The 23,837-nt window shown below is 67.8% G+C and carries 19 protein-coding genes and 1 tRNA gene; 5 read left to right on the top strand and 15 right to left on the bottom strand.

Annotation, left to right across the window (positions count from 1 at the left end; genetic code table 11):
* Window positions 1-181 precede the first annotated feature (181 nt).
* From ACGFIZ_RS23360 to ACGFIZ_RS23325, 8 genes are all read right to left on the bottom strand, one after another.
* Window positions 182-253, bottom strand: a tRNA-Lys gene (locus tag ACGFIZ_RS23360).
* A gap of 240 nt (window positions 254-493) precedes the next feature.
* A complete protein-coding gene (locus ACGFIZ_RS23355) occupies window positions 494-1,474 on the bottom strand; it encodes a LuxR C-terminal-related transcriptional regulator (protein WP_393422430.1) in 981 nt (326 codons plus the stop codon).
* Window positions 1,475-1,483: 9 nt separating this feature from the next.
* Window positions 1,484-2,629: an FAD-binding oxidoreductase gene (locus ACGFIZ_RS23350; protein ID WP_393422429.1), complete on the bottom strand. Its 1,146-nt coding sequence runs from the start codon at window positions 2,627-2,629 to the stop codon at window positions 1,484-1,486.
* Window positions 2,626-3,024: a hypothetical protein gene (locus tag ACGFIZ_RS23345; RefSeq protein ID WP_393422427.1), complete on the bottom strand. Its 399-nt coding sequence runs from the start codon at window positions 3,022-3,024 to the stop codon at window positions 2,626-2,628. Before ACGFIZ_RS23345 ends, ACGFIZ_RS23350 begins: the two co-directional genes overlap by 4 nt.
* A complete protein-coding gene (locus ACGFIZ_RS23340) occupies window positions 3,021-3,710 on the bottom strand; it encodes a hypothetical protein (RefSeq protein ID WP_393422425.1) in 690 nt (229 codons plus the stop codon). The genes ACGFIZ_RS23345 and ACGFIZ_RS23340 overlap by 4 nt, the downstream gene beginning before the upstream one ends.
* 241 nt (window positions 3,711-3,951) lie before the next feature.
* Window positions 3,952-4,632 carry a GPP34 family phosphoprotein gene (locus tag ACGFIZ_RS23335; protein ID WP_393422423.1) on the bottom strand — a complete coding sequence of 227 codons (681 nt, stop codon included), beginning with the start codon at window positions 4,630-4,632 and terminating at the stop codon, window positions 3,952-3,954.
* Window positions 4,632-5,660 (bottom strand): acetamidase/formamidase family protein, encoded by a 1,029-nt coding sequence (locus tag ACGFIZ_RS23330; protein WP_393422421.1) that lies wholly within the window; start codon window positions 5,658-5,660, stop codon window positions 4,632-4,634. Before ACGFIZ_RS23330 ends, ACGFIZ_RS23335 begins: the two co-directional genes overlap by 1 nt.
* The gene (locus ACGFIZ_RS23325) at window positions 5,657-7,063 is read right to left on the bottom strand and encodes an APC family permease (RefSeq protein ID WP_393422419.1); all 1,407 of its coding nucleotides are present in this window, start codon (window positions 7,061-7,063) and stop codon (window positions 5,657-5,659) included. The genes ACGFIZ_RS23330 and ACGFIZ_RS23325 overlap by 4 nt, the downstream gene beginning before the upstream one ends.
* Window positions 7,064-7,436: 373 nt before the next feature.
* Between ACGFIZ_RS23325 and ACGFIZ_RS23320 the strand changes: the two genes are divergently transcribed.
* Window positions 7,437-9,242: a S9 family peptidase gene (locus tag ACGFIZ_RS23320; protein ID WP_393422417.1), complete on the top strand. Its 1,806-nt coding sequence runs from the start codon at window positions 7,437-7,439 to the stop codon at window positions 9,240-9,242.
* A gap of 4 nt (window positions 9,243-9,246) precedes the next feature.
* Here the strand turns inward: ACGFIZ_RS23320 and ACGFIZ_RS23315 are convergent, their stop codons facing one another.
* Window positions 9,247-10,638 (bottom strand): helix-turn-helix domain-containing protein, encoded by a 1,392-nt coding sequence (locus ACGFIZ_RS23315; RefSeq protein WP_393422415.1) that lies wholly within the window; start codon window positions 10,636-10,638, stop codon window positions 9,247-9,249.
* 626 nt (window positions 10,639-11,264) lie between these two features.
* Window positions 11,265-12,617: a DUF6907 domain-containing protein gene (locus ACGFIZ_RS23310; protein ID WP_393422413.1), complete on the bottom strand. Its 1,353-nt coding sequence runs from the start codon at window positions 12,615-12,617 to the stop codon at window positions 11,265-11,267.
* 476 nt (window positions 12,618-13,093) lie between these two features.
* On the opposite strand from ACGFIZ_RS23310, the gene ACGFIZ_RS23305 reads away from it, so the two are divergent.
* From ACGFIZ_RS23305 to ACGFIZ_RS23290, 4 genes are all read left to right on the top strand, one after another.
* Entirely contained in the window at window positions 13,094-13,597 is a 504-nt protein-coding gene (locus tag ACGFIZ_RS23305; protein ID WP_393422411.1) for an HIT family protein, read from the top strand.
* A gap of 207 nt (window positions 13,598-13,804) precedes the next feature.
* Window positions 13,805-14,680 carry a helix-turn-helix domain-containing protein gene (locus tag ACGFIZ_RS23300; protein ID WP_393422409.1) on the top strand — a complete coding sequence of 292 codons (876 nt, stop codon included), beginning with the start codon at window positions 13,805-13,807 and terminating at the stop codon, window positions 14,678-14,680.
* Window positions 14,680-14,892: a DUF397 domain-containing protein gene (locus ACGFIZ_RS23295; RefSeq protein ID WP_393422407.1), complete on the top strand. Its 213-nt coding sequence runs from the start codon at window positions 14,680-14,682 to the stop codon at window positions 14,890-14,892. The genes ACGFIZ_RS23300 and ACGFIZ_RS23295 overlap by 1 nt, the downstream gene beginning before the upstream one ends.
* A 70-nt stretch (window positions 14,893-14,962) precedes the next feature.
* Window positions 14,963-16,159, top strand: coding sequence for an MFS transporter (locus tag ACGFIZ_RS23290; RefSeq protein WP_393422405.1), 1,197 nt, complete (start codon window positions 14,963-14,965; stop codon window positions 16,157-16,159).
* Here the strand turns inward: ACGFIZ_RS23290 and ACGFIZ_RS23285 are convergent.
* The 5 genes from ACGFIZ_RS23285 to ACGFIZ_RS23265 all read right to left on the bottom strand — a co-directional run bounded on the left by ACGFIZ_RS23285 (window position 16,152) and on the right by ACGFIZ_RS23265 (window position 23,591).
* Window positions 16,152-17,495: a hypothetical protein gene (locus ACGFIZ_RS23285; protein ID WP_393422403.1), complete on the bottom strand. Its 1,344-nt coding sequence runs from the start codon at window positions 17,493-17,495 to the stop codon at window positions 16,152-16,154. The genes ACGFIZ_RS23290 and ACGFIZ_RS23285 overlap by 8 nt on opposite strands.
* A complete protein-coding gene (gene serC, locus ACGFIZ_RS23280) occupies window positions 17,492-18,625 on the bottom strand; it encodes a 3-phosphoserine/phosphohydroxythreonine transaminase (RefSeq protein WP_393422401.1) in 1,134 nt (377 codons plus the stop codon). The genes ACGFIZ_RS23285 and serC overlap by 4 nt, the downstream gene beginning before the upstream one ends.
* Before the next feature lie 128 nt (window positions 18,626-18,753).
* Complete coding sequence (locus ACGFIZ_RS23275; protein WP_393422399.1) at window positions 18,754-21,216, bottom strand: valine--tRNA ligase; 2,463 nt, start codon at window positions 21,214-21,216, stop codon at window positions 18,754-18,756.
* A gap of 33 nt (window positions 21,217-21,249) precedes the next feature.
* Window positions 21,250-22,476 (bottom strand): NUDIX hydrolase, encoded by a 1,227-nt coding sequence (locus tag ACGFIZ_RS23270; RefSeq protein ID WP_393422397.1) that lies wholly within the window; start codon window positions 22,474-22,476, stop codon window positions 21,250-21,252.
* On the bottom strand, window positions 22,473-23,591 hold the full coding sequence (locus tag ACGFIZ_RS23265) for a Gfo/Idh/MocA family protein (RefSeq protein ID WP_393422395.1): 1,119 nt from the start codon (window positions 23,589-23,591) through the stop codon (window positions 22,473-22,475). Before ACGFIZ_RS23265 ends, ACGFIZ_RS23270 begins: the two co-directional genes overlap by 4 nt.
* Window positions 23,592-23,837 lie beyond the last annotated feature (246 nt).

Here is a 23,837-nt window from a genome sequence, read left to right as displayed (position 1 = left end):
ATGCGTCGCCCCGCGGCACCGGGACGCACCCCCGACCGGCGACGTCGCGCGACGTCGCCTGGCGTCATTCCAGAGCTGGGTGCTCGGTGGGTGCTCGCACGCTAAGCCGAAAAATCCGACAAATGCCCCGACTGAGGGAGGCGGAAAATAGTGACGATGGACTATTTTCCCAGTTCAAAGGTGGGCCGCCTGGGACTCGAACCCAGAACCTAAGGATTAAAAGTCCTCAGCTCTGCCATTGAGCTAACGGCCCGCTGCGTCACCAGGTTACCCGATCACGGGCACCTGGCTTGATATCCGCCTGGGTGGGCATGAGCGGGGGTTCTGGTCTGTGTCGCTGCGAGGCAGGCTACTGCTCGTTCAGGGTGGTGCGCTACTGGTCGGGACGGGATGGCCCCGAGAGGCCACCACGTTCGTTCTACGCCGGCCCTGGTCGGGGTCTCGGCCGCCGTAGTAGGAGGCCGGAACTGGCGTCAGCTGTCCTGGTGCGGCGTCATATGAGGCCGTTGCGGAGCGCGTATGCCACGGCGTGGCAGCGGTTGCGTAGGTGGAATCGGTTGGTGACGTCGTACAGGATGTTCTTGATCGTGCGTGGGGAGTAGCGGAGTTTCGCCGCGATCTCGGCGGTGTCGTAGCCGTCGGCGACCAGGCGCAGCACTGCCGCCTCCCGGCCTGCCAGGCGCAGGATGGCCATCCCACGTGGCCCGAGGGTGTCCCGTTGCAGCGCCCCGACCTGCTGCAGGAGCCGGCCGAGCAGGTCGGCGGGGATGCTGCCCTCGCCGGCTGCGGCGGCGCGGATCGCGGTGACGAGGCGTTCTGGGCTGGCCTCGGCTCGGCGGACGAGCCCGAGGACTCCGTGTTCCACCGCGGCGGCCAAGCCGGCGTCGTCGATGTGGGTTACCACCAGCACCAGGCCGGGAGCTTTCCGGATGCGCAGCGCGCGTAGGGCCCGCAGGGTCGGCTCGTCGACGCTGTCGGCGATGACGAGTGTGGCCTGGGCCTGGTCGGCTTCGGTGTCGTCGAGCAGCAGCACCTCCGGACGGGGTCGTAGCTGGCCGATCACGCCCATGCGGGAGATGACGTCGGCGGAGATGAGGGTGACGGGTACTCGGCGCCTGGGCTGGTGTGGCCTGGCTTCCGGCTGCGGCTGTTCGGGGAGGACGGTTTCGCCTTCGGGCCGCTGCCGGCGCGTGTTGTCCGCGGGCGGGCGCTGGGCCAGGCTGGCGGTGGTCGCTTGGGGCTTACCGACCAGTGCTGGGTCCGGGGCATTCTTCGGTGACATGGCGTCGGAGGGCAGGTTGTCGATGTCGCTGGTGATGACCGGGTCGGCGTCACCGGACTGTAGAGATGGGCTTGGGTGACCTGCGGTGCCGGTGGCGACTGTCAACGGGAGTAGACCCTCAGCCTCGCCGTCGGCGAGTCGTCGCAGCTCGGCGCGTTTTTCCGGTCGAAGGAGATCCTGCAGGGCTGTCATCGCGGTTGGTCAATCCTGGCGTGGTGTCTTCGGCTGGGCGCCGGCCAGAGGTGTGCGGGAGAAGGTTTCCGCCAGGTGGAGGTGGTTGTCTGGTATGCCGGCGGCGGGCAGGCGTAGCCGGGCGTGGGTGATCAGGTCGGGTGGTCCGGCGACGTAGAGATGCTGGCCGGGCTGGTAGTGGTCGAGGGCGAGTGTCAGCAGGTCGCCTTGGGCGGCGGGCTCGACGAAGGGTTCGTCGGAGAGCGCGGGTACGACGGTCAGCCAGTCGTGGTGGGTGGTTTGCAGCTTGTCGAGGGTGATGCTGTCGTAGAGGTCGGGCATGGTGCGCGCCCCGACCACCAGGGTGACCCGACGCCGCGCCCGGGTGGCGGCGAGGTGTTCGACGATGGCGCGCAGGGGCGCCAGGCCGGTGCCGCCCGCGGCGAGGAGCAGATCGCCGTCGCGGTTGGGGTCGAGAGTGAGGCCCATGTCGTAGGGCGCGCCCATCCACACCCGCTCGCCGGTGGCGGCGTGGTGGGCCAGCAGCGGTGAGACCGGTCCGCCGGTGATGGCGCGGACGTGCAGCTCGATGGTGCCGTCGGGGCGGGGCGCGTTCGCTGGGGAGTACCACCGCCACACGCCGGGCTGGCGGGGTGTGGTGACCGGGATGGCCTGACCGGCCTCGTGGCGCAGTCGGTGGTGGGGCGGCAGGGTGAGGATCGTGATCGTGTCGGCGGCTTGGTCACGGCCGATGATCTCGGCGGGTGTCCAGGCCGGGCCGGTGGCGATCCGGGTGGTCGCCCGGTGGGTCAGGCTCAGGGCGTGGTGGCTGCGGCGCTGCCAGAGGCTTGCCGCCTCGGGTGTCCAGGTGGCGGCGGCGTGGCGGGCGACGGTGGCGATCAGGGCGTCGACGATCAGTGGGTGGTGGTGGGGCTGGATGCGCAGGTGCTGGTAGGTGGGGGTGAGGGCCGCGAGCAGCGCGGTGCGGCCGGCGTGGTGGTCGTCGCCGGCGGTGAGGTGGCCGAGGGCGGCGAGGAACAGGGGTGCGTCACGTTCCGGCAGGCGCGGGTGAAGCCGGTCGGCGAGGATGGACCAGAAGTGGTCGGCGGCACGGTGGATGCACGGGACGACCGCCTCCCAGCAGGGGCCGAGTGCGTTCAGATTCGGCGGCGTCACGACGCCGTCCCGCTGTTGACCGGGAACGGGTGGGTGTTGGCCAGGCGTGCGAGGAAGTCACTGCGGGCGTGGCGGGACCGTGCGTCGGCCGGGCTTGCCGCGAGTCGCGCCAGACCCGTCAGCGCGGCGCGCCGCAGCGGTTCCGGGACCCGGCTCAGGCCACGAGTGACGGCCTCGTTCACCCCGTCGGTTGTGGGCAGCCGATTGTTGGAGGGCTGCAGGTGGGCCCAGGTGGGGCATCCGGCCATGGTGACCGGGTCGAGGTAGCCGCAACCGACGACGAGGCTGCGGACGACCTCATCGGCGGTGTCGTGGGCGGCGGGTACGGGGGCGGGGCGCGGTACGTGTCGTGGGGCCGCCCACAGGGCCAGCGCCCGCTCGGCGACCGTGGTCACGGCGTCACTCCAGTCCGCGGTTGTTGCTGAGTGCAGACGGCGGGGTGGTTGAGGCTGGGCGGCGTGCTGATCGCGGCAGCCACCATGTCGGCCAGGGGGTCGTCGGGCGGCAGGTACCGGCCGATGCCGGTGCTGGCGGTGAGCAGGCAGCGGGTGGCCAGGTGGTGGTGCCCGCAGTCGCGGTAGAGGCCGCCGAGGTTGACCAGGGTGTGCAGGCTGAGCCGGGCGTGGTGGCCGTACCGCTGGCGGGCGGCGGCGTGAACATCGGCGAGGTCCCGCAACCCCGCCGCGCAGTCGCCGAGACTGTGCCGGAGTTGGGCGAGGGCCGACCGGGCGCGCAACGTCTGCGCGTGGTCGGCGCCGAGGGCCTTGGTCGCGCCGGCGATGAGGTCCTGGTACACGGTGACAGCGAGATGCGGTTGGCCGGTCTGCGCGGCCAACGGGGCCAGCAGCGCGGCGGCCCGCACCCTGTCCGGGTCGTCGGCGGGCAGATGGCAACAGCGCTGGTGGGCGTACTGCGCCCAGGCGTAGGCGTCGGTGAGCGCACCGTCGGCGCGCAGGGCGGCGCTGCGGCGTAGCGCGTCGGCGACAGCCCGACGACGATCAGCCGTAGCGCTCTCTGCCGATTGGCGGTGTGGTGGGGTTGCCGTCGGTGGCGGTGTGCCTCGGTCTTGCAGGGTGTGCATAGTTCGGTTCCTCTGGTTGTGGATGAGGTGCGGCCGGCGGCGGAGGAGTGGAGGGGTGCCCGCCGCCGGCCGCTGGCCGGCGAGTTGTTCCTGCCCGGGTTGGGGACCGGTGGCAGGAAGCCGGCCCGGCAGTCATTCGGGTTGACTGCCGCCGCCCCGACTCCCGGCTGGCGGGGTGCGAGCCGCTGCCAGGGGTGGGGTGCCTGAAGTGCGTCCTGGACGCTGCCCGCGGCGCCAGTGATCAGCGGTATGCGGCGGTGGCGAGGTCGCCGACGGCGGCGTCCACGGCGGCGGTGATGTGGCGTACCGGCTGGTGGTGCCGGTCGGCGACGGTCTTCAGCCGCGCGGTCACGGTGGCGGTGTCCGTGTCGAGGTAGAGGTAGACGGCGAGGCCGAGCGTCGCGACGAGCCCGGCGAGGGCAGCGGTGTGGTCGGTAGGTGGTTCGTGGCCGGTGGCGAGGGCACGCAGCCGGGCGCGGGGGACGACCGGCCACCGGGTGTGGGTGGGCAGGTAGATGTCCGTGGTGAGGAGTCCGTGGAGGCGCCGCCGGGTGGCATGCCGCAGGATGCCGGCGGAGACCAGCCCGGCGCGGGTGCGCTCGTACAGGTCTGTGGTGAAGCCCCGCAGCCACACCCGCAGCGGTGCGCCGGCGGCGTGGCGGAGTGAGGTGAGCGCGGCGTCGGCGATCAGGTCGCCGACGGGCCGGTCGACGTGGAGGCGGAGCCGCTGCTCGGGTGCGGGCACCGCGGAGTCGGCCGGGTCGAGGGCGACCCGCCCGGCGAGATGCAGGTCGATCAGGACAGCGCCGGCCAAGCCGAAGGCCAACGCCTGCGGGTGCAGGTGGGGGCGGCCGGTGTCGTCGTCATGGCCGATGAGGAACAACTCGTCCCGCAACGGCAAGAGAGGAACCCTGCTGCCCATCAGTACCCCGCCACCTGCCCCGCTGTGGCGGTGAGCTGCCGCAGCCGGTGGTGAGCGCCGCCGTACGCCTCGCCGGGTGCGGGCAGCAGGGTCTTGTCGACCGCGGCGAGGACCGTGTAGTTCGGGTCGCACACGTTGCCGATCGGCGCCCGCCCGGCCTGCGAAATGAGCTGGTAGGCGTCGAGCGCGTCAAGGCCGGTCAGAGAACTCGTCCAGCCGACCAGGTCGTGGTGCGCGATGCGGTAGGCATCCTCCAGCGGGCGGACGCAGCCGACCGCCATGACCGAGGTGTCGGTTTCCAGCCGCGGCCACACCGTCGGCACGCCTTTGATCAACTCCACGGCGAGTGTCGTGGTGGTGGCGATCTCGACGCCGACGCCGCAGACCTCGCCCTGGCCCTGGCGGGCGTGGCCGTCGCCGAGGGCGAGCATCGCCCCGTGCATCTTCACGCCGAGGTAGAGGGTGGTGCCGGGGCGCAGTTCCGGGGTGTCGAGGTTGCCGCCGTGGGTGTCCGGGACGATGGTGGAGCGGGCCTCGAACCCGCCCGGGGCGACCCCGATCGTGCCGATCATCGGCTCGAGAGGCAGGTCAACCTCGTGGCTGCTGGCGGTGGCGTGGAACCGGACCGTGCCCGCCCGCCGGTCGACGTCGTATATCCACACCCGTTCTTCGAGGGGCGGCTGGAGGGTGGCGGTGTGGGCGGTGGAGGTGAGGGCCCCAAAGTGCGGAAACGTCGTGGAGACGCCCCAGTCGCGGGCGGGGGTGATGGCGGCGATGTGGATGGCGAGGGTGTCGCCGGGCTCGGCGTCCTCGACGAAGAACGGCCCCGACACCGGGTTCAGGTACGGCATCCGACACACCTGCGACGGCAGATCGGCGGGGCCGCGGACGAGGCCGCCGAAGCAGTCCTCGGTGAACACCTCGAGGATGTCGCCGGAGCACACGTGCGCCACGGGCAGGCGGGCCCCGAAGGTGTAGGCGAGCTCATCGCGGGCCGGACGGTAGGTGATCTTGCCCATGGTCGTCACACCCGCTCCACGTCACGCCGCGCCGGCTGGGTTGGTGCGAGGCCGGACAGTGCGGGGCGGCGGCCGGTGGCGTAGAGGCCGGCGAGGACCAGCACGCCCAGGCCGAGCCACGCGAGGCCGAGGCGCTGGGCGGCGATCTGGGCGTTGACCACCACGTAGGCGAGGATCACGAACCCGATCGCGGGCATGACCAGGTGCGCCCACCAGTTGCGGCTGCGGCCGCGGATGAGGTGGTGCACGACCACGGAGACGTGCAGGACGAGGAACGCGACCATCGCCCCGAAGTTGATCAGCGACGACAGCAACGTGATCCCATCCGTACGGGTGGCCATGAGCAGGCCCAGGGTGAGAGATACGACTCCGGTGAGTAGGGTGGCGTTGACCGGCACGTTCCGCCGCAACGACACCCTTGCCAGGAAGGCCGGTAGTTGCCGGTCGCGGGCCATCGCGTACAGCAGGCGGCTGGTGGCGACCTGGGCGACCATCGAGTTCGGTAGCCCCCACGCGATCGCGGTCGCGACCGCGCACACCGTCGCCAACCAGCCCCCGCCGGCCACGGCGGCGGCGTCGTAGAAGGCGGTACCGTCCGGATCCCCGCCCGTGAGTAGCGCGTCCGGGTCGGGGACGAGCATGGCGGCCAGCCAGGTCTGGGCGATGAACAGCACCCCGGCCACGACCAGGACGGCGGTCATCGCCCGGCCGACCTGCCGCGACCCGCCCTTGGTCTCTTCGGCGAGCATGCTGATGCCGTCGAAGCCGAGGAACGACAGCACCGCGATCGACACCGCCCCCGCGACCAGGGACCAGGTGAAGGTGTCGGAGTTGTAGAAGGCGTCCCAGCTCAGGTGGCCCTTGCCCGCCGCGAGCGCCCCGGCCGCGACGACCAGGAACACCGCCAGAACGAGCAGTTCGCCGACGAGCATGATGCGGGTGACCAGGGCGGTCATCCGGATCCCGACCGAGTTCACCACCGTGTTGACGGCGACGAAGCCGAGCAGCCACAGCCACACCGGCACCGACGGGACGGTGGCGTGCATCGCGACCGACGCCACCAGGTACAGCAGCCCCGGAACGAGGACGTAGTCCAGGAGGATCACCCAGCCGGCCAGGAACCCGACCGGCGGGCTGATGCCACGGCCCGCGTAGTTGTAGACGCTGCCCGACATCGGAAACGCCCGCACCATCTGCGCGTACGACGACGCGGTGAACACCAACGCCACCACACCGACCGCATAGGCGAGAGCAACCATGCCACCCGAGCCGACGTACACACTGCCGAAGATCGCCATCGGCGCGATCGGCACCATGTAGACGAGGCCGTAGGACAGCAGGTCGCGGAATCGGAGCTGACGGGCCAACTCCTGTCGATAGCCGTACTGCGCTAGCTCTTCTTGTAGTTGCATCGCGTCCTCTCCGAGAATCCGCGTTATTCGACGGAGCTTCAGTTGATGGCTGGTTGTCGACCAGCGCGTGAGGACTGGCCTTTCCAAGAGAGTCGCCCGGCGGAGACGGATTGGTCGATACCGGTGAAGCGGACAGAGGCATGTGTCCGCATCGAGGCCATGATTGTTCCGGCGTAGCCTCGCCACCGGCCGGAAGGACGGCGGCGGGAGTCGAAGTAGCGTGCGCGTAGAGTCAGCCATGCCCGAGGAGTGCCGGGCCTGGGTTGTCGACCTGAAGACCTGAGCGCTCTGCGGCTGGCAGCCTAGAGGCCAAGACAGACTGTGATGGCTCACCGCGTCGGCGGTGGATCGCGCAAGGTGTGAGGAGGGGGCCGTGACGGTGGCGGCAGGCACTACCGCCAGCATTTCGGCGACGGATGCTGTCCGCGCGTCTGTCAGCTACGACCAGCTTCGTATTCACGAAGGGTCGCGTTATTGGCTGGAGACTCGCCCCGACGCTGGCGGGATCGCCACACTTGCAAAATGGCGGCGCGGCGAGGGGGCGCGCGACGCAACTCCCGAGACGTTCAGTGTTACCAGCGAAGTTCATGCGTACGGCGGCGGGTCCTTCGCTGTCATCGATGGAACAGTTTGGTGCGCAGGTGAAGGTGGCCTTTACCGGATTCGCGGCAATGGCGACGAACCGGATTTGATCCACCGCGCGTCTATCGGCGATTTGGTCGCGGGTGACGGCGAGTTGCTGGCTGTCCGGGAGTCTGAGCAGGGTGACGAACTGGTCGCGGTGACCATCGCTGATCCCGGGCGGCTTCGGACTCTCGCCCGGTCGCCGGGCTTCTTCGGTGCGCCCCGGCCAGGCCCCGGCTCTTTGGCTTGGTCTTCCTGGAGCGAGCACGACATGCCCTGGGACGCGTGCGAGCTCTGGGTGGCGTCCTACTCCCCAGGTGGGCGCATCGAGAATCCCACAAAGGTTGCGGGCGGAAAATCCGAGTCGACGGTAGAGCCTCGGTGGGGACCCGACGGCAGGTTGTACTTCATGTCAGACCGCAGCGGCTGGTGGAACCTCTTCCGTTGGGACCGCCACGAAGTCGAGACGGTGGCAACCGTTACGGGTGAGTGCGCGGCAGAGCCGTGGGAGCTGGGTTACGCGTCGTACGACTTCCTTGACGACGGACGGATCGTCATGGTGGTGCAGGAGGGGCCACGACACCGCCTCGTCGTTATCGACCCTTCTGGCGCACTGCGGCCGGTTGCGCTTCCGTACACGTCGATCAAGCCCTACCTGGCGGCACAGGGGTCCACTGTCGCGATGATCGCCTCGTCGCCGGTCGCGGCGCCGCAGGTCGCGCTCGTGCACCTGGCCGATGACGAACCGCAGCTGGAGGTACTGGCAAGGTCAGAGCACGCCAAACTCTCCGGGACGAAGGTCTCAACGCCGGTGGAGTTGCAGGTCCGCGTCCCGGGCGGCCGTGAGGTGCTCGCGCTGGTGTATCCGCCCACAGGGTCGACGAAAGACTGGCAGGCTCCCGTGATCGTTCGGGCGCATCCAGGTCCTACCGCCTCATGCCTGCTTCGCCTGGACTGGCAGGCGCAGTTCTTCACCAGCCGAGGGTTCGCCGTCGTGGACGTCGACTACCTCGGCAGCACTGGGTACGGGCGCGCGTTCCGCGAGTCGCTGTACGGCCGGTGGGGCCTGGACGACGTCAACGACTGCACATCAGTGGCGGAGCACCTCATAGCAGCGGGACGAGCAACGCCGGGACAGGTCTTCATCCGCGGCGCCAGCGCTGGTGGATACACCGCCCTTCATGCGGTGGCACAAGAGGGTCCGTTCGCCGCCGCCACCGCCGTGTCAGCGATCGTGGATCCTGACCGCTGGGCGACGACCGTGCCCAGATTCCAGCGTGCACACGCCATGCGGCTGCGAGGCGGAGCCGGACCGGTCCGCGCCGCTGCCGTTCGGCGACCTGTGCTGTTCGTTCACGGCACCGACGACGATGTAGCCGTCGCGGAGAACGTGCGGGAACTCGCAGCACAGTTGGAGAGCCGAGGCATGCCACACGAGCTGCTGCTGCTCCCCGGCGTGGGCCACTACGTGGCGACGTCCGCTCGCGCAGGCGAAGCCCTGGAGGCGGAACTGGCTCACTACCGGTCAGTGATGGCGGCTGCCGCGGCGAAGTAGGTGGTCATACCGCCGCCAGTGGTAGTCGATGGCGCACATACTCGCCGAACTCGCGAACCTCCGGTTCGCACCGGTAGGGCTCAAGGTCTACCTGGACATCGACTATCCGCTGCAGGCAGCGTTGAGATGCGGTCATCGCAGCTTGGTCGACAGCCTTGCGAGCCGTGGCACAAGCTTCGTCGATGCGGCCGGCGGTTGCCAGCGATGAGGCGAGCAACGCGGTGTCGATGGCGAGCCGGCGGACGTGGGAGGGGCTCAGCGCGGCGAGAGCATCGCCGACATGGTGTTGTGCCTGCTGCGGTCGGCCGAGATCGTGAAAACAGTGGGCAATCTCGTCAGCCAGGTACGCCGAGGTGAAATACCGGATCCAGTCCGGTTCGTCGTCCGCTCGGCTACGACCGAGCCGCCCCTCTGCGATGTTGAGATGGGCTACGCAGTCGGCTTCCCGCCCGAGACGGGCGTAGGCGCGTGCCACCACGGCGTGTAGCGCGGCCCATACGGCTGGCGTCGCCTGGGCCTCACTTCCTCTCACCGCAGTAAGCGCCATCCGCAGAGCTGGTCCGGGGTGATCGCAGTGCAGCGCCAGGTGGCCGATGTTCACGGCAAGAAGGTAGCTGCCATAGAGGCGATCGTTGGCGGCCTGCGTTAGCCGTAGGGCGCGCAGGTAGCGGCGTTGGGCGAGACCATGAGCGCCAGTGTCGACGGCCTGGTAGCCGCAGAGCTCGAAGAACCCAGCCGCCAGGGTGTAGAGGCGTCTGCCGATTAATTCGGAGGCGGGGGCATTCGCCAGCAAGCGGTTGAGCTCGCCTTCGACGTATCGCTGCACCTGTGCGTGGACTCGGCCGGCGCCATGGGTGTGGTCCAGCTGCCGAAACATCGCTAGGGCAGCCTCAGCTGAGACAAGATCGTCTTCGGAGACCCCCTTCGTCGAACTCGACCGCCCAGACGCCGAGAGGGAGGGACCGCAGTCGGCGTTCAGCCAGTCCAGGGCAGCACGATCGAGAACACCTGGCTGGAACGGAACACGCTTGATCATGTCGGCCTTCTCGATCCTTCCCAGGGAAGGTGCCGACAGCAGGCCGATGATGCCGGTATCGTCGGTCGACGGACCGGACACTGTCGCCTTTCGCCCGTTTTCTCGCTCCCTCTCGAGCAGAGGCAGCAACCGCATCAGGGCGCCGCCGGCCGCCAGCGCCTTGTCGCACGCTTCAACGAACTCCCGGGACGGGAAGCGGTCCGCTGTCTCCACACGGCGCACCAGGTCGGCGCTGAACTGGATCATCGAACCCAACCGCGCCTGTGAGAGGTTGGCCTGTTCCCGCAGGCGGCGCAGCTCGGCACCGAAGAAGTGGCGCTCGGACAACGACGGCTGGAGCTTCCGCGGGGTCTGACCCATGACACCGCCCTCCTCGGGCTGCGTTTCTACCGATCGACATCCGGCAGCTTGGACCTGGTGCACATAGGGTCACCCACCGTTAAGCGCGGCGCAACCAAGAACCGGCATGACACCCAGGTTGACGGCAAGGATCTGGCCCTGAGTGATTCGACATGCGGACAACCGCTTCGTCCGCATGCCCGCCCTTCATTTTGACGACTTGAAGGACGACCATGGTGTGTAGCGCGGCACCCTCTATCGCTCCCGTGACTCACCCCGGCCAATGGCGGTGGTGGGAGGCCTAGCCGGAGGGCTCAACATGTCCCTCGTTGGGAGCCCGAGCCGGGACGGATGGCCCTCGTGGCTTCCGGCCGGGGCTCCCTCCGCCGGAGGCCGCCGCCGTGGCGGCCCTGTAACCGACTTCTCACGCAGACCCGAGTTCTTGCGGCGACCGAGTGGCAGGCGATGAAACCCGGCGTCGTCGGGCAGATCAACGACCGCCACCCGGCCCGTGGCCCGTGCTGCGTCTCGAAGGACTACGGCCATCGCCCAGTCTCCGCTCGTTAGGACCTCTCCGACCGAGGCGACGAGAGCGGCGGGCCGGATGGCGGATCGGCACCAACGGGGTGACCGACAACCAGCTTTGGTTATGCGGCGTTGAGGGTCGACGAGAGCACATCGCGCTCCTTGTTGCTGACTGTGGCTGGGCTGGTGTGACCGGTAGAGTTTGTGGGCAGGCCGGTCGGGTTCGAGTTGATGTCGCTGCTGACGATGACGGTTCGAACTCGTTGCAGGATTATGATGAGTCGGTCGATGCCCTCGACGCCGAGTTCGGTGCCCTCGGAATCGGTGCTGAGGTACGCGTACGGCGCTCGATCTTGGTTATCGTCGTAATCGAGCGCGACCTGCACGTAGGAGTCGAGTTCGCCGCCGGCGGGCACCCGGTCGATCACCGTCGAGTGCAGGAACATGTTGCCCTGTGATCGGGCGTCGATGATCTCTTGCTTCGAATGCCCATCGCACCAGCTGATCCGACGTGGGCAGGGATACCGGGCCTCACCGGCCTCAAATCGCAGGGGCGTGGGTCGCTCAGGCGATGTCACGCCCGGGGCCGGCGCTGCGGGCAGGGGTAGCGCTTGGCCGGCGCTAACCAGGCGTCGCAACTCGTCTGCCAGAGTGCGGGTTTCGGTGGGGGTGAGGCTGACCCCGACGGATCCGGACTTCGACAGGGCCACCGTGCTTATCGAGTCGCGGTAGTGGCGTTCGACCATGACCTCGAGCCACTCTGGTTCGTCGTCGGTCGCGCGTTCGAGACACAGGTCGACCTTGACCATTGCCTCTTCGGACAGGTCTGGGATGTGGACGCGGTCCTCGTAGTGGGCAGCGGTGTCGTGCGTCTTTGCGCACCAGGGCGGACACGCGGTGCTCAGCCAGAAGGGTGATCCGTCGGAGGCGGGTGCCTCCGGGAGCGGTTCCTCGGCGAGTGCGGCCATGGTGACGAGCCTGTCGGCAAGGTCTACGGCCTCGACCAAGGTACAGGTGAACCACACTTCGTCGGCCCAGCGGTCGCGGTGGAACTGAACGGCGGGCTCTGCCTCGGTGAGGCGCTGGACGAGTTTGACATGGAGCCGCGCGGGGTCGTACCTGCGTTCGGCGGGAAGCTTGGGGCCGTGGTCGTGGGCTTCGGCCAGTGACAGACGCAGTTGACAGGCGAGGCTTTCATGGCGCCGGTCGGCGAGCGTGTCGTCGTTGAAGTGGCCGAAGACGCACCACGCGGGCTCGGGGCCGATCATCCAGAAAGGCCGGAAGACTGCTGCCGGGGCGGGCAGGCCGATCGAGCCCGCAGCCGGGGCCAGGTTCGGGGGTGTCACTGCGGCGGGCGCTTCAGGCGCCGAAGTGGTCAGCCCGATTGGGCCACGGCGGACCGGGGAAGGTGCTTGTAGTGAATGGGCTTCGCGAACCTTCGTGTTCGCCTTTCGCCAGCCAATGCGCTTCGACATTCCGCTTCCTCTCGGATCAGAGCACAACAGCGCACGAGGCACGCCACCTCCGACTGTTGAGCGCGAGACGCGGTCAACTCTCCGCCCTACGGCAAGGCACTTGTCGGAAAAAAAGTGTGTTTAGGTGTATGCCGGCCGAAGGGGGTAACAGCTTCGCCGACATGATCGACGACGAGGCGACTATCAAGCAGCCCGGGCCCAGGCGGCCCACCAACAGCTCATGAGTCCGCAGATGCGAAAGTGCATGTAGCGGCACCCGAACCTACTGCGGCACTGTTGAGAGATCGCTGCTACGTCCAGAGGCTGGTCACGCTCATCGCCGCCTGCTCAAGGATCCGCTGCGATGCCCGTCCCACGCGTACGCGCATCGTCCGTGCGTCACCCAGCCTCGTTGGTTACGACAGCAGCCTGTTCCATGAGGTTGACCAGCGCGTCTGCCCCTCGGGCGCCAAGAACAGTGAATCCATCCGCCGCGCATGGCAGCCCATCGGGAAGGATGGTGCGAAACTTCGCTCCGGGAGGCGATCGCGATCTTGAATCTGTCGTGCGTGTTCTGCTCGGTGACGGCCGGCGTTACCGATCCTGGGGTCTGCCTTGCCGTCAACAACGAGTTCGTTGTCTTTCCGGCACTTCACCAGCGGCCGAACAACAAAGGCCACACGCTTCTCGTCCCGGCAGGTCACTTCGGCGGCATCGCCGACGTGCCGCCCGAGAAGGCGGCCCCCATGCTGGCCGCGCTTCAGGTAACGACGCAGGCGGTGAAGGCTGCGTTCGGTGCCAGCGGGACGACGGTGCGGCTCAACCTGGGACCTCCCGCTCAAGACATCTTCCACCTCCACTGGCACATCATTCCGCGGTACGTGGGCGATGACTTCAACAGTGCCAAGTCCTCCGAGGTGCCCCTGAGCGAACGTCTGCAGCTCACAGCGAAGCTTGGCCAGCACCTTGTCAGACGGGCTTCGACCCGGGCCCGCAAGTGATCGGTCGCCGGCAAACAGCACCACCCTGCCTGCAGGCACCAGGTAACCCTCGGCAGCCCGGGTTACATCCGTTCGTTTGACAGACCCGGTTGACGCTCACGTCGCCCGAGCTCGCGCGATCTTGGCACGGCGCCCGTGCTGGTCCTCGGCGCTACCGGTGCTGTACTGTCCGAGGAGTTATGCACGTGCGCATGGAGTCGCTGACGTATGGGTACTCGCGGATCGCCTCAACGCTACCGAGTAGGCGCTGAGCTGCGTCGAGTACGCGAGAACCTGGGATTGTCCGGGGAGCGCGTCGCAGATTCGCTCGAGTGGTCGCAGTCGAAAGTCTCTCGCATCGAGACCGGGACGACGGCATTCACCGTTCGCGACGTAGACCGGTTGCTCGGCCTCTACGGGGTCGATCCCGACATCCGTGCTGAGCTGCTGGCGGCGACTGCGGAGGAGAACGGCGAGGGTTCCTGGATCACGAGTGCCGGCGGCTGGGGACGGCGGCAGGGAGCGGTCGCGGCGCTGGAGTCGACAACGCGGGAGATCAGGCAGTATCAGCCGGTCGTAGTGCCGGGCCTGTTGCAGACCCGAGCCTACGCCCACGCGATGGCGGTCGCGGTCGGGGCGGGAAGCCCGGACTACATCGCTGACGTGCGCATGGCGCGACAGCAGACGCTGGAGGGACCTGACGCGCCTCGCTTCGTGGTCGTGGTGGACGCTCGGGCCCTGCTGTTCCGCGCGTTCCCGGTCGAGGTGCGCCGAGGTCAGATCCTGCATCTGACGCGCTTGGTTGACCATCCCAACATCGAGTTCGGTGTCGTCCCGATCGGCGCGCAGCACCCGGTCGTAGCAGCTCAGGGGTTCACCATCTTCGACTTCCGATCCGGCCTCAGCCCTCGCACCGTATGGATTGAGTCGCCGGGAGGTGACTGCTATTTCAGCGAGGAGGCTGCCGTCACCCGGTTTGAGAAGGCGTTCACGGGGCTGAAGTCCGTTGCACTGCACGGCAGTCATGCCATTGAATACCTCAATGCTCTCGATGTTGAGATCGAGCGCTTCGACGCCATCATTCCCGGAGTGGGAGGCAGCTGATGACACCAGTGGGGTTCGCAGGCGCGACGTGGCGAAAGAGCAGCGTGAGCGGCGACACGGGCTGCGTAGAGGCCGCGTTCGTCGAGGAGAAGGTGGGGGTGCGGGACTCGAAACTGTCTGACGACAGCCCTGTCCTGGTCTTCACACGGCACGAGTGGGCGGCGTTCTTGCATGGCGTGGGCAACGGTGAATTCAGCCTCCCCGCAGCCTGAAAGCACCCAGCCAGCACCATCGGACCGGTCGGCGGCTGCTGCCGACCGGCGCCGTCAGATTCGTCCTCTGTTGGCCGCGGTAGCTGTCTCCGTCGCAGGCGACGGAGCGTTCATCGCCGCCGCACCGCTGCTGGCTTCGACCCTGACAGCCGATCCGCTTGCGATCTCCGCTGTGAGCGCGGCCTTCTACCTGCCGTGGCTCGCCCTCGGGCTGCCCGCTGGAGCGCTCGCGGACAGGTGGCCACGCCGCCGAGTGCTCGTGATCGCCGACCTCGTCCGCGCGGCGCTGATCGGGCTGCTGGCCGCAGCACTGGCGCTCGACTGGGCGAGCATTCCACTGCTGCTCACGGTCGTCTTCGCGGTGGGTGTCGCCCAGTGCTTCTTCGACGCCGCGTCGCAGGCCGTGATCCCGATGATCATTGGCAGGGACGGGGATGACCTGAGTAAGGTCAACGGCCGGTATTGGGCGCTGGACACCACGGGACGGTCGCTGGTGGGTCCGCCTCTCGGCTCGTTGACGTTCTCAGTCGGCCGGTCCCTGCCGTTCGCCGTTGACGCCGTCTCGTTCCTGGCCTCGGCGGCACTGGTGCGGATGCTGCCCGATGTGCGGTCTGAGCATCCGGCCCATCAGCCCTTGTGGGCGTCGATTCGTGAGGGCATGCGCCACCTGTTCAGAACACCGGACCTTCGCGTCCTCGCGGTCGCGATGGGTGTGTTCAACTTCGGCTACTTCATGGTCATGGGGACGTTCGTGCTCTATGCCCAACGCACACTTCAGCTTCCGAATGCCGCCTACGGGGCTCTGCTGGCCGCGATGGCGGTGGGTGGAATCGTCGCTGCGGCCAATGCTCGCCGCCTGATCGCGGGTTTGGCGTACCGCAAGGTGCAGGCTGCCGCATTGACTGTCCAGGCGGGGGTGTGGCTGGCGGCGATGCTGGCGGGCAACGTCTGGGTGATAGCCGCGCTGTTCGTCATCTACGGCGCGGCGGCAAGCCTGGCGTCGGTCGCTGTCGGCTCAGCTCGGCAGGCGCTGTCACCGGACGGCTTGATCGGCCGGGTGGTCGCGGCGTTCCGGATTCTGGGCCTGGGCGGGTCGGGACTCGGCGCGCTCGTCGGCGGCGCGGTGGCGAAGTCGGCCGGGCTGGACGCGACCTTCGTCGTCTCCGCTGTGGTGCTGGTCGTGGCCGCGTGTTTCACCTGGCCGAGTAGGCGGCAGCCGAATCAGGCGAACGATCACGAAGGGGCCCGGTCGGGCGCTTTCACCTGAGCTCTGTGTCGCCGTCCGCGTCGAGCAGCTTGAGACCGGCAGATATCCCGGGCAGCCGTGGGTCATCGCCGTAGAAGATGCCGTGCATCGAGACGATGCGGTGGCAGGTCGCGGCGTAGGAGGCCATGCCCTGCCGCCGGATCATCGGGATGAGCGTGCTGGATATGAAGAGGATTGCGCGCTGGAAGCCCGAGTACGCGCGCGGGACGTCGAACGCCTTCAGTTGCGACTCGACCTCGCTGAGCAGTTCGTCGCATGCGGCGTCCAAGTCGACGCCGCCGGTGCGGGGTTGCTGTAGACCGATGTACCGCAGAATGTTCAACACCTTCTCGCGCAGCCGTGAGGCACCCACGGTGGCCAGTGCGGCAGCACGGAGGTCCTTGCCGAGCGGTGAGGACAGCAGCGCGGCGCGGACAAGGCACGGCTCGACGTCAGCCGGCGCCTCGGCGAGTGAGGCACCGGTGTAGCGCGAGAGCTTGCGCCCTGCCGTGTCCAGCAGCGTGCCGTGCTGAACGATCATGGCGGGCAATGCGCCGGGTTGGTTGGCGGCCAGGAGCGTCAACAGCCACTTGCGCTGGATATCGAATCCAGCAGCGGCCACGATCGGGCCGTTCAGGCCGTGGCGGCGCAGCAGGCTTGGCCCGAGAGCACCGACCAGCCGCGGATCAAGGATCTCGCCGTCATGTAGCGGGGAAGGGACGCCGAGATTCCGCCGAGGGTGACCGACTCGGATCAGCGGATGCACGTCGGTGAGGCTACGTAGACGGCGGATGCCATAGCCGGGCACCCATTCGACGGTGGCTGCGCGGCGGAACACCTCGTCAATGTCGATGGGTAGGAACCAGTCCCGTGTGGTTCGCAGACGCAGCGGGCCGCCACAGGTGAAGCAGTGCTCGGCATCGGCGCTCGGCGGGAGGGCGATCCGGCAGCTGAGGCACCACTTCTCCTCAGCGGCCAGGTAGCGGACGACGTCGCTGTTGGCCAGTTCGGTGATGACCGCCTGGACATGTGCTCGCACGGACGCGTCGTCATCCCGTAGTGCGGCATGGGGCGACACCACGATGCCGAAGCCTTCCAACGTGGCGACGGCGTTGCTGACAGCAAGTCCGCAGTAGCGGGCGAATCCCTCCGGGTCGTGGCCGAACGTCGGCTCCAGGCGGCGGCTCGACATGTTCCACGACTGCGGCAGGTGAGCGTCGCCGCCGAAGTGCTGGGCAGTCCGGCGAGCCGCGTCGAGCAGCACCCATGTGTAGATGCCGCCGAGATGCGGCGCACCGGGTGGTGACGGCGGCGCCAACAGGACCGTGCTCGGCTCGCGGCCCTCCCACGCGATCATCGCAGCACCCGAGCTTCGCCGCCCGGCACGTGGCGGGGCAGCCGCCGCCGCTTGACGCGGGCGAACCGCGCCATGAATTCGACGAGCTGGCCGACCGCATCCAGGGAGATCGCGTTAAACAGCGAAACACGTAGATGTCCAACCTTGCGGTATCCCCACAGTCCGACGAGTCCCTGCCGCGCGGCCTCTGTCTGAAACTCGTCCTCCAGCTCCGCGGTCGGCAGCGCGAACGTGACATTGACCTTCGACCGGCTGTCGCGGTCGGCGAGGCCCGTATAGAAGTCGCTGTCGTCGATCGTGCGGTAGAGCAGCTGGGACTTGGCGGTGCTGAGGGTGTCCATCGCCTCGACCCCACCTTGCTGGATGGTCCACCCGGCCATGAGGTTCAGAACGAAGATCGCGCTGATCGGTGGGGTGTTGAATCGCGACCCCGCCTGCGCGTGCGTGAGGTAGCTGAGGAAAGGCGGGAGCTGGCGTACCGGTTCGAGGAGGTCGGCTCGGATCACGACGAGCGCGACGCCGGCGGTGCCGAGGTTCTTGTGAGAGGTCGCGTAGATCAGGCCGTGCCGGGCGATGTCGAACGGGCGGGTGAGGAGGTCGCTGGACGCGTCACAGGCGAGCCACGTGCCCGCCGGAATGCCGGGCGGCTGCTTGAACTGCGTGCCCATTTCGGTGTTGTTCGACGTGTAGTGCACGTACCGGGCGGTCGGCGTGAACGACGCTTCGGCTGGCGAAGGCAGGCGTAGGTAGCCGTCTGCGTGCGTGGAGGCGGCGATGTTGACGTAGCCGTAGACCGCCGCCTCGGCGGCTGCTGCCGCCCCGAAGTGTCCCGTGACCAGGTAGTCCGCGACGGCGTCTGGGCCGAGGTGGTTGGCGGGCAGCATCGTGAACTGGAAGCGCGCGCCGCCGTGCAGTAGTAGCAGTTCATACCCGGCCGGGACGCCGATGAGCGCGCGCAGGCGCTCGACCGTGGTGTTGTAGAGCTGCTCGAACTGTCCGCTGCGGTGGCCTAGTTCGAGGATGCCGAGCCCGGTGTCGGCGTAGTGCTCGACGCTTGCCTGGTACTCGGCCAGCACGTCGTCGGGGAGGATGGACGGCCCTGGTGCGAAGCTGCGTACTCGTGTGGGCATGGCGATGCCTCCGTAGCTGACGTGTACGGACAGCGCGGCCGACCGCGACGGATGGCGCAATCCGAGGGTTCGGGTAAGCGGACCCGGCTGGCCGCCCTGAATCAGGCAGTGGCCAGCCGGGCGGTATGTCAGGCGATGATGGAGACCTTGATGCCGTCGACGCCGCTGTCGGTGGCCGCGTCACTGAAGACCGCTTCGTCGGCGCGGGCAGCCACGCGAAGCGGTTCGGCCAGTGCGCGGGCGGTTCGGTGACCGTCGTCGGTGACGCCCTGCAGCACGACTTTCGCGATGCGGGTGTTGCTGCCAAGCTTGAGGCGGCTGCGCAGGACGCGGATCTGGTCGAGGATCGTGGACATGTCGTCGATGAGCTTGCGGTCGGTCCGCCACTGTGGCTGCGGTGCCGGCCAGGACGTGAGGTGAAGGCTGACGGTGTTCTCGTGGGGCCGGAACATCTGCTGGTAGAGATAGTCCGTGATGAACGGGGCGAAGGGCGCGAACATGCCGAGGAGGGCGCGGAACCCGAGGCCGAGCGCCGCGCGGGCGCTGGCCCGCTCGGCGTCGGTGTGGTTGCCGGGGTTAAGGAACCGCTCTTTGACCATCTCGATGTACCGGTCGCAGAAGACCGACCAGAAGAAGCGTGTCGCGGCCTGGTATCCCTGCATGAAGTCGTACTGGTCCATCGCCGCGGTGGTCTCGTCGACGGTGGACGCCAGGTGCGACAGCATCCACTGGTCCACGTCGGTGCACAGCGCGGCGGGATCGGGTGCGGCTTGTGGGTCGAACCCGTACATGGTCATCAGCCGGGCAACGTTCCACATCTTCACGGCGAACTTGCGGCCGGTCTTGACGTCCTTCTCGTTATAGCGCAGGTCGGTGCCGATCCGGGCCTTGGTGGCCCAGATGCGCAGCGCGTCGGCGCCGTACCGCTCGATGACGTGATCGGGGACGTAGCGGTTGAAGCCGTCCTGCGTGGTGGACTGGTCGAGGTCCCGCTTGGCGATCTTCTTGCCCTGCTCGTTCAGCCCCCAGCCGGAGATCATCACGGTCTGCCAGGGCAGCCGGTCGAAGTGGTACTGCGACTGCACGATCGTGTAGAATAGCCAGGTTCTGATGATCTCGAACGCCTGCACACGCAAACTCATGGGAGCCAGCTGCGGGTCACTGTTCAGCCCGTTGACCGCCCAGCCGTCGTTGATCTGCGGCGACAGGGAGGAGGTCATCCACGTGTCCATGACGTCGGGATCCGGGCTGAGGCGACCAGAGCAGGCCGGGCAGGCATCCATCGGCGGCGCGTCGGCGAGGGGGTCGATGGGCAGCGCACTCAGGTCGGCGGTGACCGCGTAGCCGCAGTCGTCGCAGAACCACACGGGAAACGGCACACCGTAGTGCCGCTGGCGGCTAATGTTCCAGTCCCACTTCAGGCCCTCGATCCAGTCTTCGAGGCGGCGCTGCATGTGGGCAGGTATCCAGGTCAGCTCCTTGGCGCGAGCCAGGAACGTGTCCTGGTGCTCGCGCACGCGGATGAACCACTGCGCCCGGATCTGGTACTCCACCGGCGTCAGACACCGCTCGTGCACCCCGACGTTCTGCTTGAGCGGGCGGGTTTTAGTCAACGCGCCGATCTCTGCGAGTTGGGCCACGATCGCCGCTCGTGCCTGGGTCAGTTGCAGACCCGCGAACTGCCCGGCGAGCTCTGACAGCCGGCCGTCGGGGGTGACGACGAGCCGCAGGTCGAGCCCGTCGCGTCGCCACTTCAGGACGTCTTCGCCGTCGCCGAAGGTGCAGACCATCATCAGCCCCGTGCCGAAGGCGGGATCCACGGACTCCTCGGCCTTGATCGGGACCTGATAGCCGAACAGCGGCACGGTCGCCTGGGTGCCGAGCAGATCCTGGTATCGCTCGTCTTCCGGGTGGAAGTACAGCGCCACGCAGGCGGGCAGCAGCTCTGGGCGGGTCGTCGCGATGACCAGCGCCCGACTGTCCGCCGCCGCGAAAGCGATGTCGTACATCTTCCCGGTGCGTTCGAGGTCTTCGACGTCGGCTTGCGCCAGGGCGGTCCGGCACTCGGTACACCAGATGATCGGATCTTCCACCCGGCGCAGATGGCCCGCCTCGTGGAGCTTGATGAAGCTGGTCTGCGCGGTGAGCTGGCACCGCTTGTCGATGGTCGAGTAGAGCAGATCCCAGTCGACCGACAGGCCCACCCGGCGCCACAGATCCTCGTACCGGGCCGCCGTCTTGCGGGTCTCGGCCAGGCACAGGGCCACGAATTCCGACCGCGGCATGTCGACGGCTTTGACCCCGTAGGTCTTCTCGACGTAGCGCTCTGTGGGGAGGCCATTGTCGTCGAAACCCATCGGGTAGAAGACACGGTCGCCTTGCATCCTTCGGTACCGGACCACGAAGTCGGGCTGCGAGTAGCTCATGGCGTGGCCGACGTGCAGGTGGGACGCCGACACGTACGGAGGAGGCGTGTCGATGCTGAACACCGGGCCGACCGCCGAGCGGTCGAACCGGTAGATGTCATGCTCCTCCCAGAGCGCCCGGACCGTCGTTTCGACGGCGAGATGGTCGTACTCAATGGCATCCATACCGCGGCATCCTCACTCTTGCGCTGGCCGGTTTCAGTGGGAATGTGTCTGGCTGAGGCGACGCTCGAAGATCAGGCGGGCCTCGGGGGTGAGGTCCATCGACAGCACCTCGCTCGCATCGACGAACCGGTAGTTCGAGTGCTCGGTCAGGCGGGGTGCGACGCTGTCGGGCAACTCGACCTCGAACGAGAACGCGGCCAGTCGGCCGCTCACGACGGGCTGGCCGTCGAACAGGCGGCTGACGGCGAGGTAACTACCGGTCTCCTCCCACACCTCACGGGCCGCTCCGTCGCGAGGGTCCTCGCCGGCCTGGAGGTAGCCGCCCGGGATCGTCCATTGGCCGGGGTAGAGGTAGTCGTCGGGGTGTCGCTGCACGAGCAGGGCCTTGTGCCCAGCCCACAAGATGCTCATCGCTGCCGCCTGCGGTAGCGCGATGTCCCAGCGGACCGCGCAGTCCTGCCCGTTCCATCGCACATCGCTGACGCCCCGGCGGCGGAAGTCGTCGAGCATGCGGCCATGGACGGCGTCCAGGAAGGTCGCCCCGCGCAACGCGAAGGCAGCGCCCACCTCCTCGTACTGCGAAGTGGCCTTGCGGGTGGCGCACTCCTCCAGGAACGCGATCTCCTCTGCGGTCAGCCGCTCGGTCGCGGTCAGATGATCCAGACCGTCGCGGTAGCCCATGCTGAGGTAGCCGTAGAACGCCGCGATGTACTCCAGGCTGATGAGCGGCGTCCGCACGAACTCGGCCGCGCCGTGGGGCGCCATCGAGACGTCGAACAGGAACTTGCGCAGGAAGTAGGAGAAGGAGGCTACGGTCCGGATCGCCTCGCGACGAGTACGCGACGGAGGTGGGTCGGTGAACTCGGCGAAGATGTTCCGCCCGAACAGGTTCACGCTGGTGTACTTGGCCTGGTAGATGAACAACTCCGCGCGGTTCTTGTGCTGGAACAGCTCGTACCGCCCCAGCGAAGGCTGCGCGTCGGCCAAGGTGTGCACGTTGACGCTGATCGGAATGCCAAGCTGTGCTGCCAGTTCGTCGCGGACCTTCGCGATGCCCTCGGCGGTGCCGGCGTCAAGGCGGTCGATGATCATTTGGACATCGACGTTGCTCTTGGCATGGGCGATACCCCGTGAACGTGAGCCCATCAGCATCGCGCCGACCACCGCAGGGACGCCGCCGAAACCCTCACGGAGCGCCTCGACGAGATCGGTGTCGATCCGGCGGATGTTGAGCCGGTCGGAGATCAGCAAGTCGGTCATGCGAAGGCCGTTCTTTGCGAGGGGACGAGTAACGGGCCATAGGTGGGTCGATCGGGCCGAGGGCCGGGATCGGTGGCCGACGACACCTGCCCCAAGGCCATCGTGAGGTCGATCCAGTCGCCGCCGAGTGCGGCCGAAGCAGTGGCGGCTTCCAGCACAGCCACCACGATCGCGCCGTGGATGCCGTCAGTCCGTGGGCGCGCACCAGTGCGGACGCAGTTCGCGAAGTGGCTCAGCTCGGTGTCGAGCGGGGGGCGAGGATCGGCTGCCGACAGCGTTCGCGGCAGCACCTTGCTGCCGTTAACGTGCAGCCGGACAGCTCCGCCAACGTCGTCGTAGACGATGCCTCCCGCTGTGCCCGCGACCGTAGCCCGCCTGACCTTTTCGGGGTCGATGCAGCTGAGGTGCACATGGCCGAGGAAGTCGCCGAAGTCGAGTGTGAGGAAAGCCAGGTCGGAGATGGTGGGCCGGGTGAACATGTACTCCACGCAGCGCACCGCCGTCGGCGGACGTCCAGCCCAGCCGATCAGGATCGACACGTCATGCGGTCCGAGGTTCCAGATGACGTTGGCGTCCTCGCGGAACCTTCCGTACGCCAGGCGCTGCAGGCTGACGTAACGCAGATCGCCAACCTGCCCCTCCCGGAGAGCGCGCTCAACGTCGATGACGTGCTCGGAGTACAGGAACGTGTGGCCCACCATGAGAGTGAGGCCAGCTGTCGCCGCGGCGTTGGCCAACGCGACCGAGTCCGTGGTCGACATAGCCAGCGGCTTCTCGACGAATACGTGCTTGCCCTGGCAGATCGCCGCCATAGCAAGCTCGAAGTGACTTGCGGCGTCCGTCGCGATCAGCACTGCGTCAAACTGCCGGTCACTCAGCAGGTCCGCTGGCGATAGGACCTTGGGTGCGGACGTCAGACGGGCGGCAAGCCTCGTCGCAGCCTCGGGATTGACGTCCGCTACAGCCGACAGCCGGGCTCCGGCACTTCGTTCAGCTGCCGCCGCGACGTTGGCACCCCACTGCCCGCAGCCGATCAAACCGAGCTTGACCGGCCCGGTAGTGAGGCGATCTCGCTCTTCAGCGTCAGGCGCGGTCGCAGCCTGGGGGTATGGCATCGAACTGCCTCCTACAGCATCACGAAACAAGATCGTTTATTCATGCACGCATGAATAACATTCCATAGAGAACCCTCTAATGTCAAGGAAGTCGCTGTGTAGCGAGTGGACTGGCCACGGTGGCAGGATGTCGGCGGTCTGCGCCCGATCGACGCTGTCGGGTGGGGTCGCCCTCCTCACCTGTTCGTCGATGTGTTCAGTTGCGGACGCCCCGTGTCCGTCGGCACCTTGCGACTGGCGTCCGAC

This window comes from Micromonospora sp. NPDC048830, assembly GCF_043198215.1.
Lineage (GTDB): Bacteria > Actinomycetota > Actinomycetes > Mycobacteriales > Micromonosporaceae > Micromonospora.
The sequence above is the reverse complement of the archived record's forward strand: the minus strand, read 5'-3'. Positions and strand labels throughout refer to the sequence as shown.

Excerpts from the sequence above, each read along its gene's own strand:
- ACGFIZ_RS23285 (WP_393422403.1), bottom strand. The coding sequence starts at position 17,495 with ATGATCGCGTGGGAGGGCCGCGAGCCGAGCACGGTCCTGTTGGCGCCG.
- ACGFIZ_RS23295 (WP_393422407.1), top strand. The coding sequence starts at position 14,680 with ATGACACCAGTGGGGTTCGCAGGCGCGACGTGGCGAAAGAGCAGCGTG.
- ACGFIZ_RS23275 (WP_393422399.1), bottom strand. The coding sequence starts at position 21,216 with ATGGATGCCATTGAGTACGACCATCTCGCCGTCGAAACGACGGTCCGG.
- serC (WP_393422401.1), bottom strand. The coding sequence starts at position 18,625 with ATGCCCACACGAGTACGCAGCTTCGCACCAGGGCCGTCCATCCTCCCC.
- ACGFIZ_RS23270 (WP_393422397.1), bottom strand. The coding sequence starts at position 22,476 with ATGACCGACTTGCTGATCTCCGACCGGCTCAACATCCGCCGGATCGAC.
- ACGFIZ_RS23335 (WP_393422423.1), bottom strand. The coding sequence starts at position 4,632 with ATGGGCAGCAGGGTTCCTCTCTTGCCGTTGCGGGACGAGTTGTTCCTC.
- ACGFIZ_RS23315 (WP_393422415.1), bottom strand. The coding sequence starts at position 10,638 with ATGGGTCAGACCCCGCGGAAGCTCCAGCCGTCGTTGTCCGAGCGCCAC.
- ACGFIZ_RS23355 (WP_393422430.1), bottom strand. The coding sequence starts at position 1,474 with ATGACAGCCCTGCAGGATCTCCTTCGACCGGAAAAACGCGCCGAGCTG.
- ACGFIZ_RS23305 (WP_393422411.1), top strand. The coding sequence starts at position 13,094 with ATGGCAGCCCATCGGGAAGGATGGTGCGAAACTTCGCTCCGGGAGGCG.
- ACGFIZ_RS23325 (WP_393422419.1), bottom strand. The coding sequence starts at position 7,063 with ATGCAACTACAAGAAGAGCTAGCGCAGTACGGCTATCGACAGGAGTTG.
- ACGFIZ_RS23300 (WP_393422409.1), top strand. The coding sequence starts at position 13,805 with ATGGGTACTCGCGGATCGCCTCAACGCTACCGAGTAGGCGCTGAGCTG.
- ACGFIZ_RS23265 (WP_393422395.1), bottom strand. The coding sequence starts at position 23,591 with ATGCCATACCCCCAGGCTGCGACCGCGCCTGACGCTGAAGAGCGAGAT.
- ACGFIZ_RS23310 (WP_393422413.1), bottom strand. The coding sequence starts at position 12,617 with ATGTCGAAGCGCATTGGCTGGCGAAAGGCGAACACGAAGGTTCGCGAA.
- ACGFIZ_RS23340 (WP_393422425.1), bottom strand. The coding sequence starts at position 3,710 with ATGCACACCCTGCAAGACCGAGGCACACCGCCACCGACGGCAACCCCA.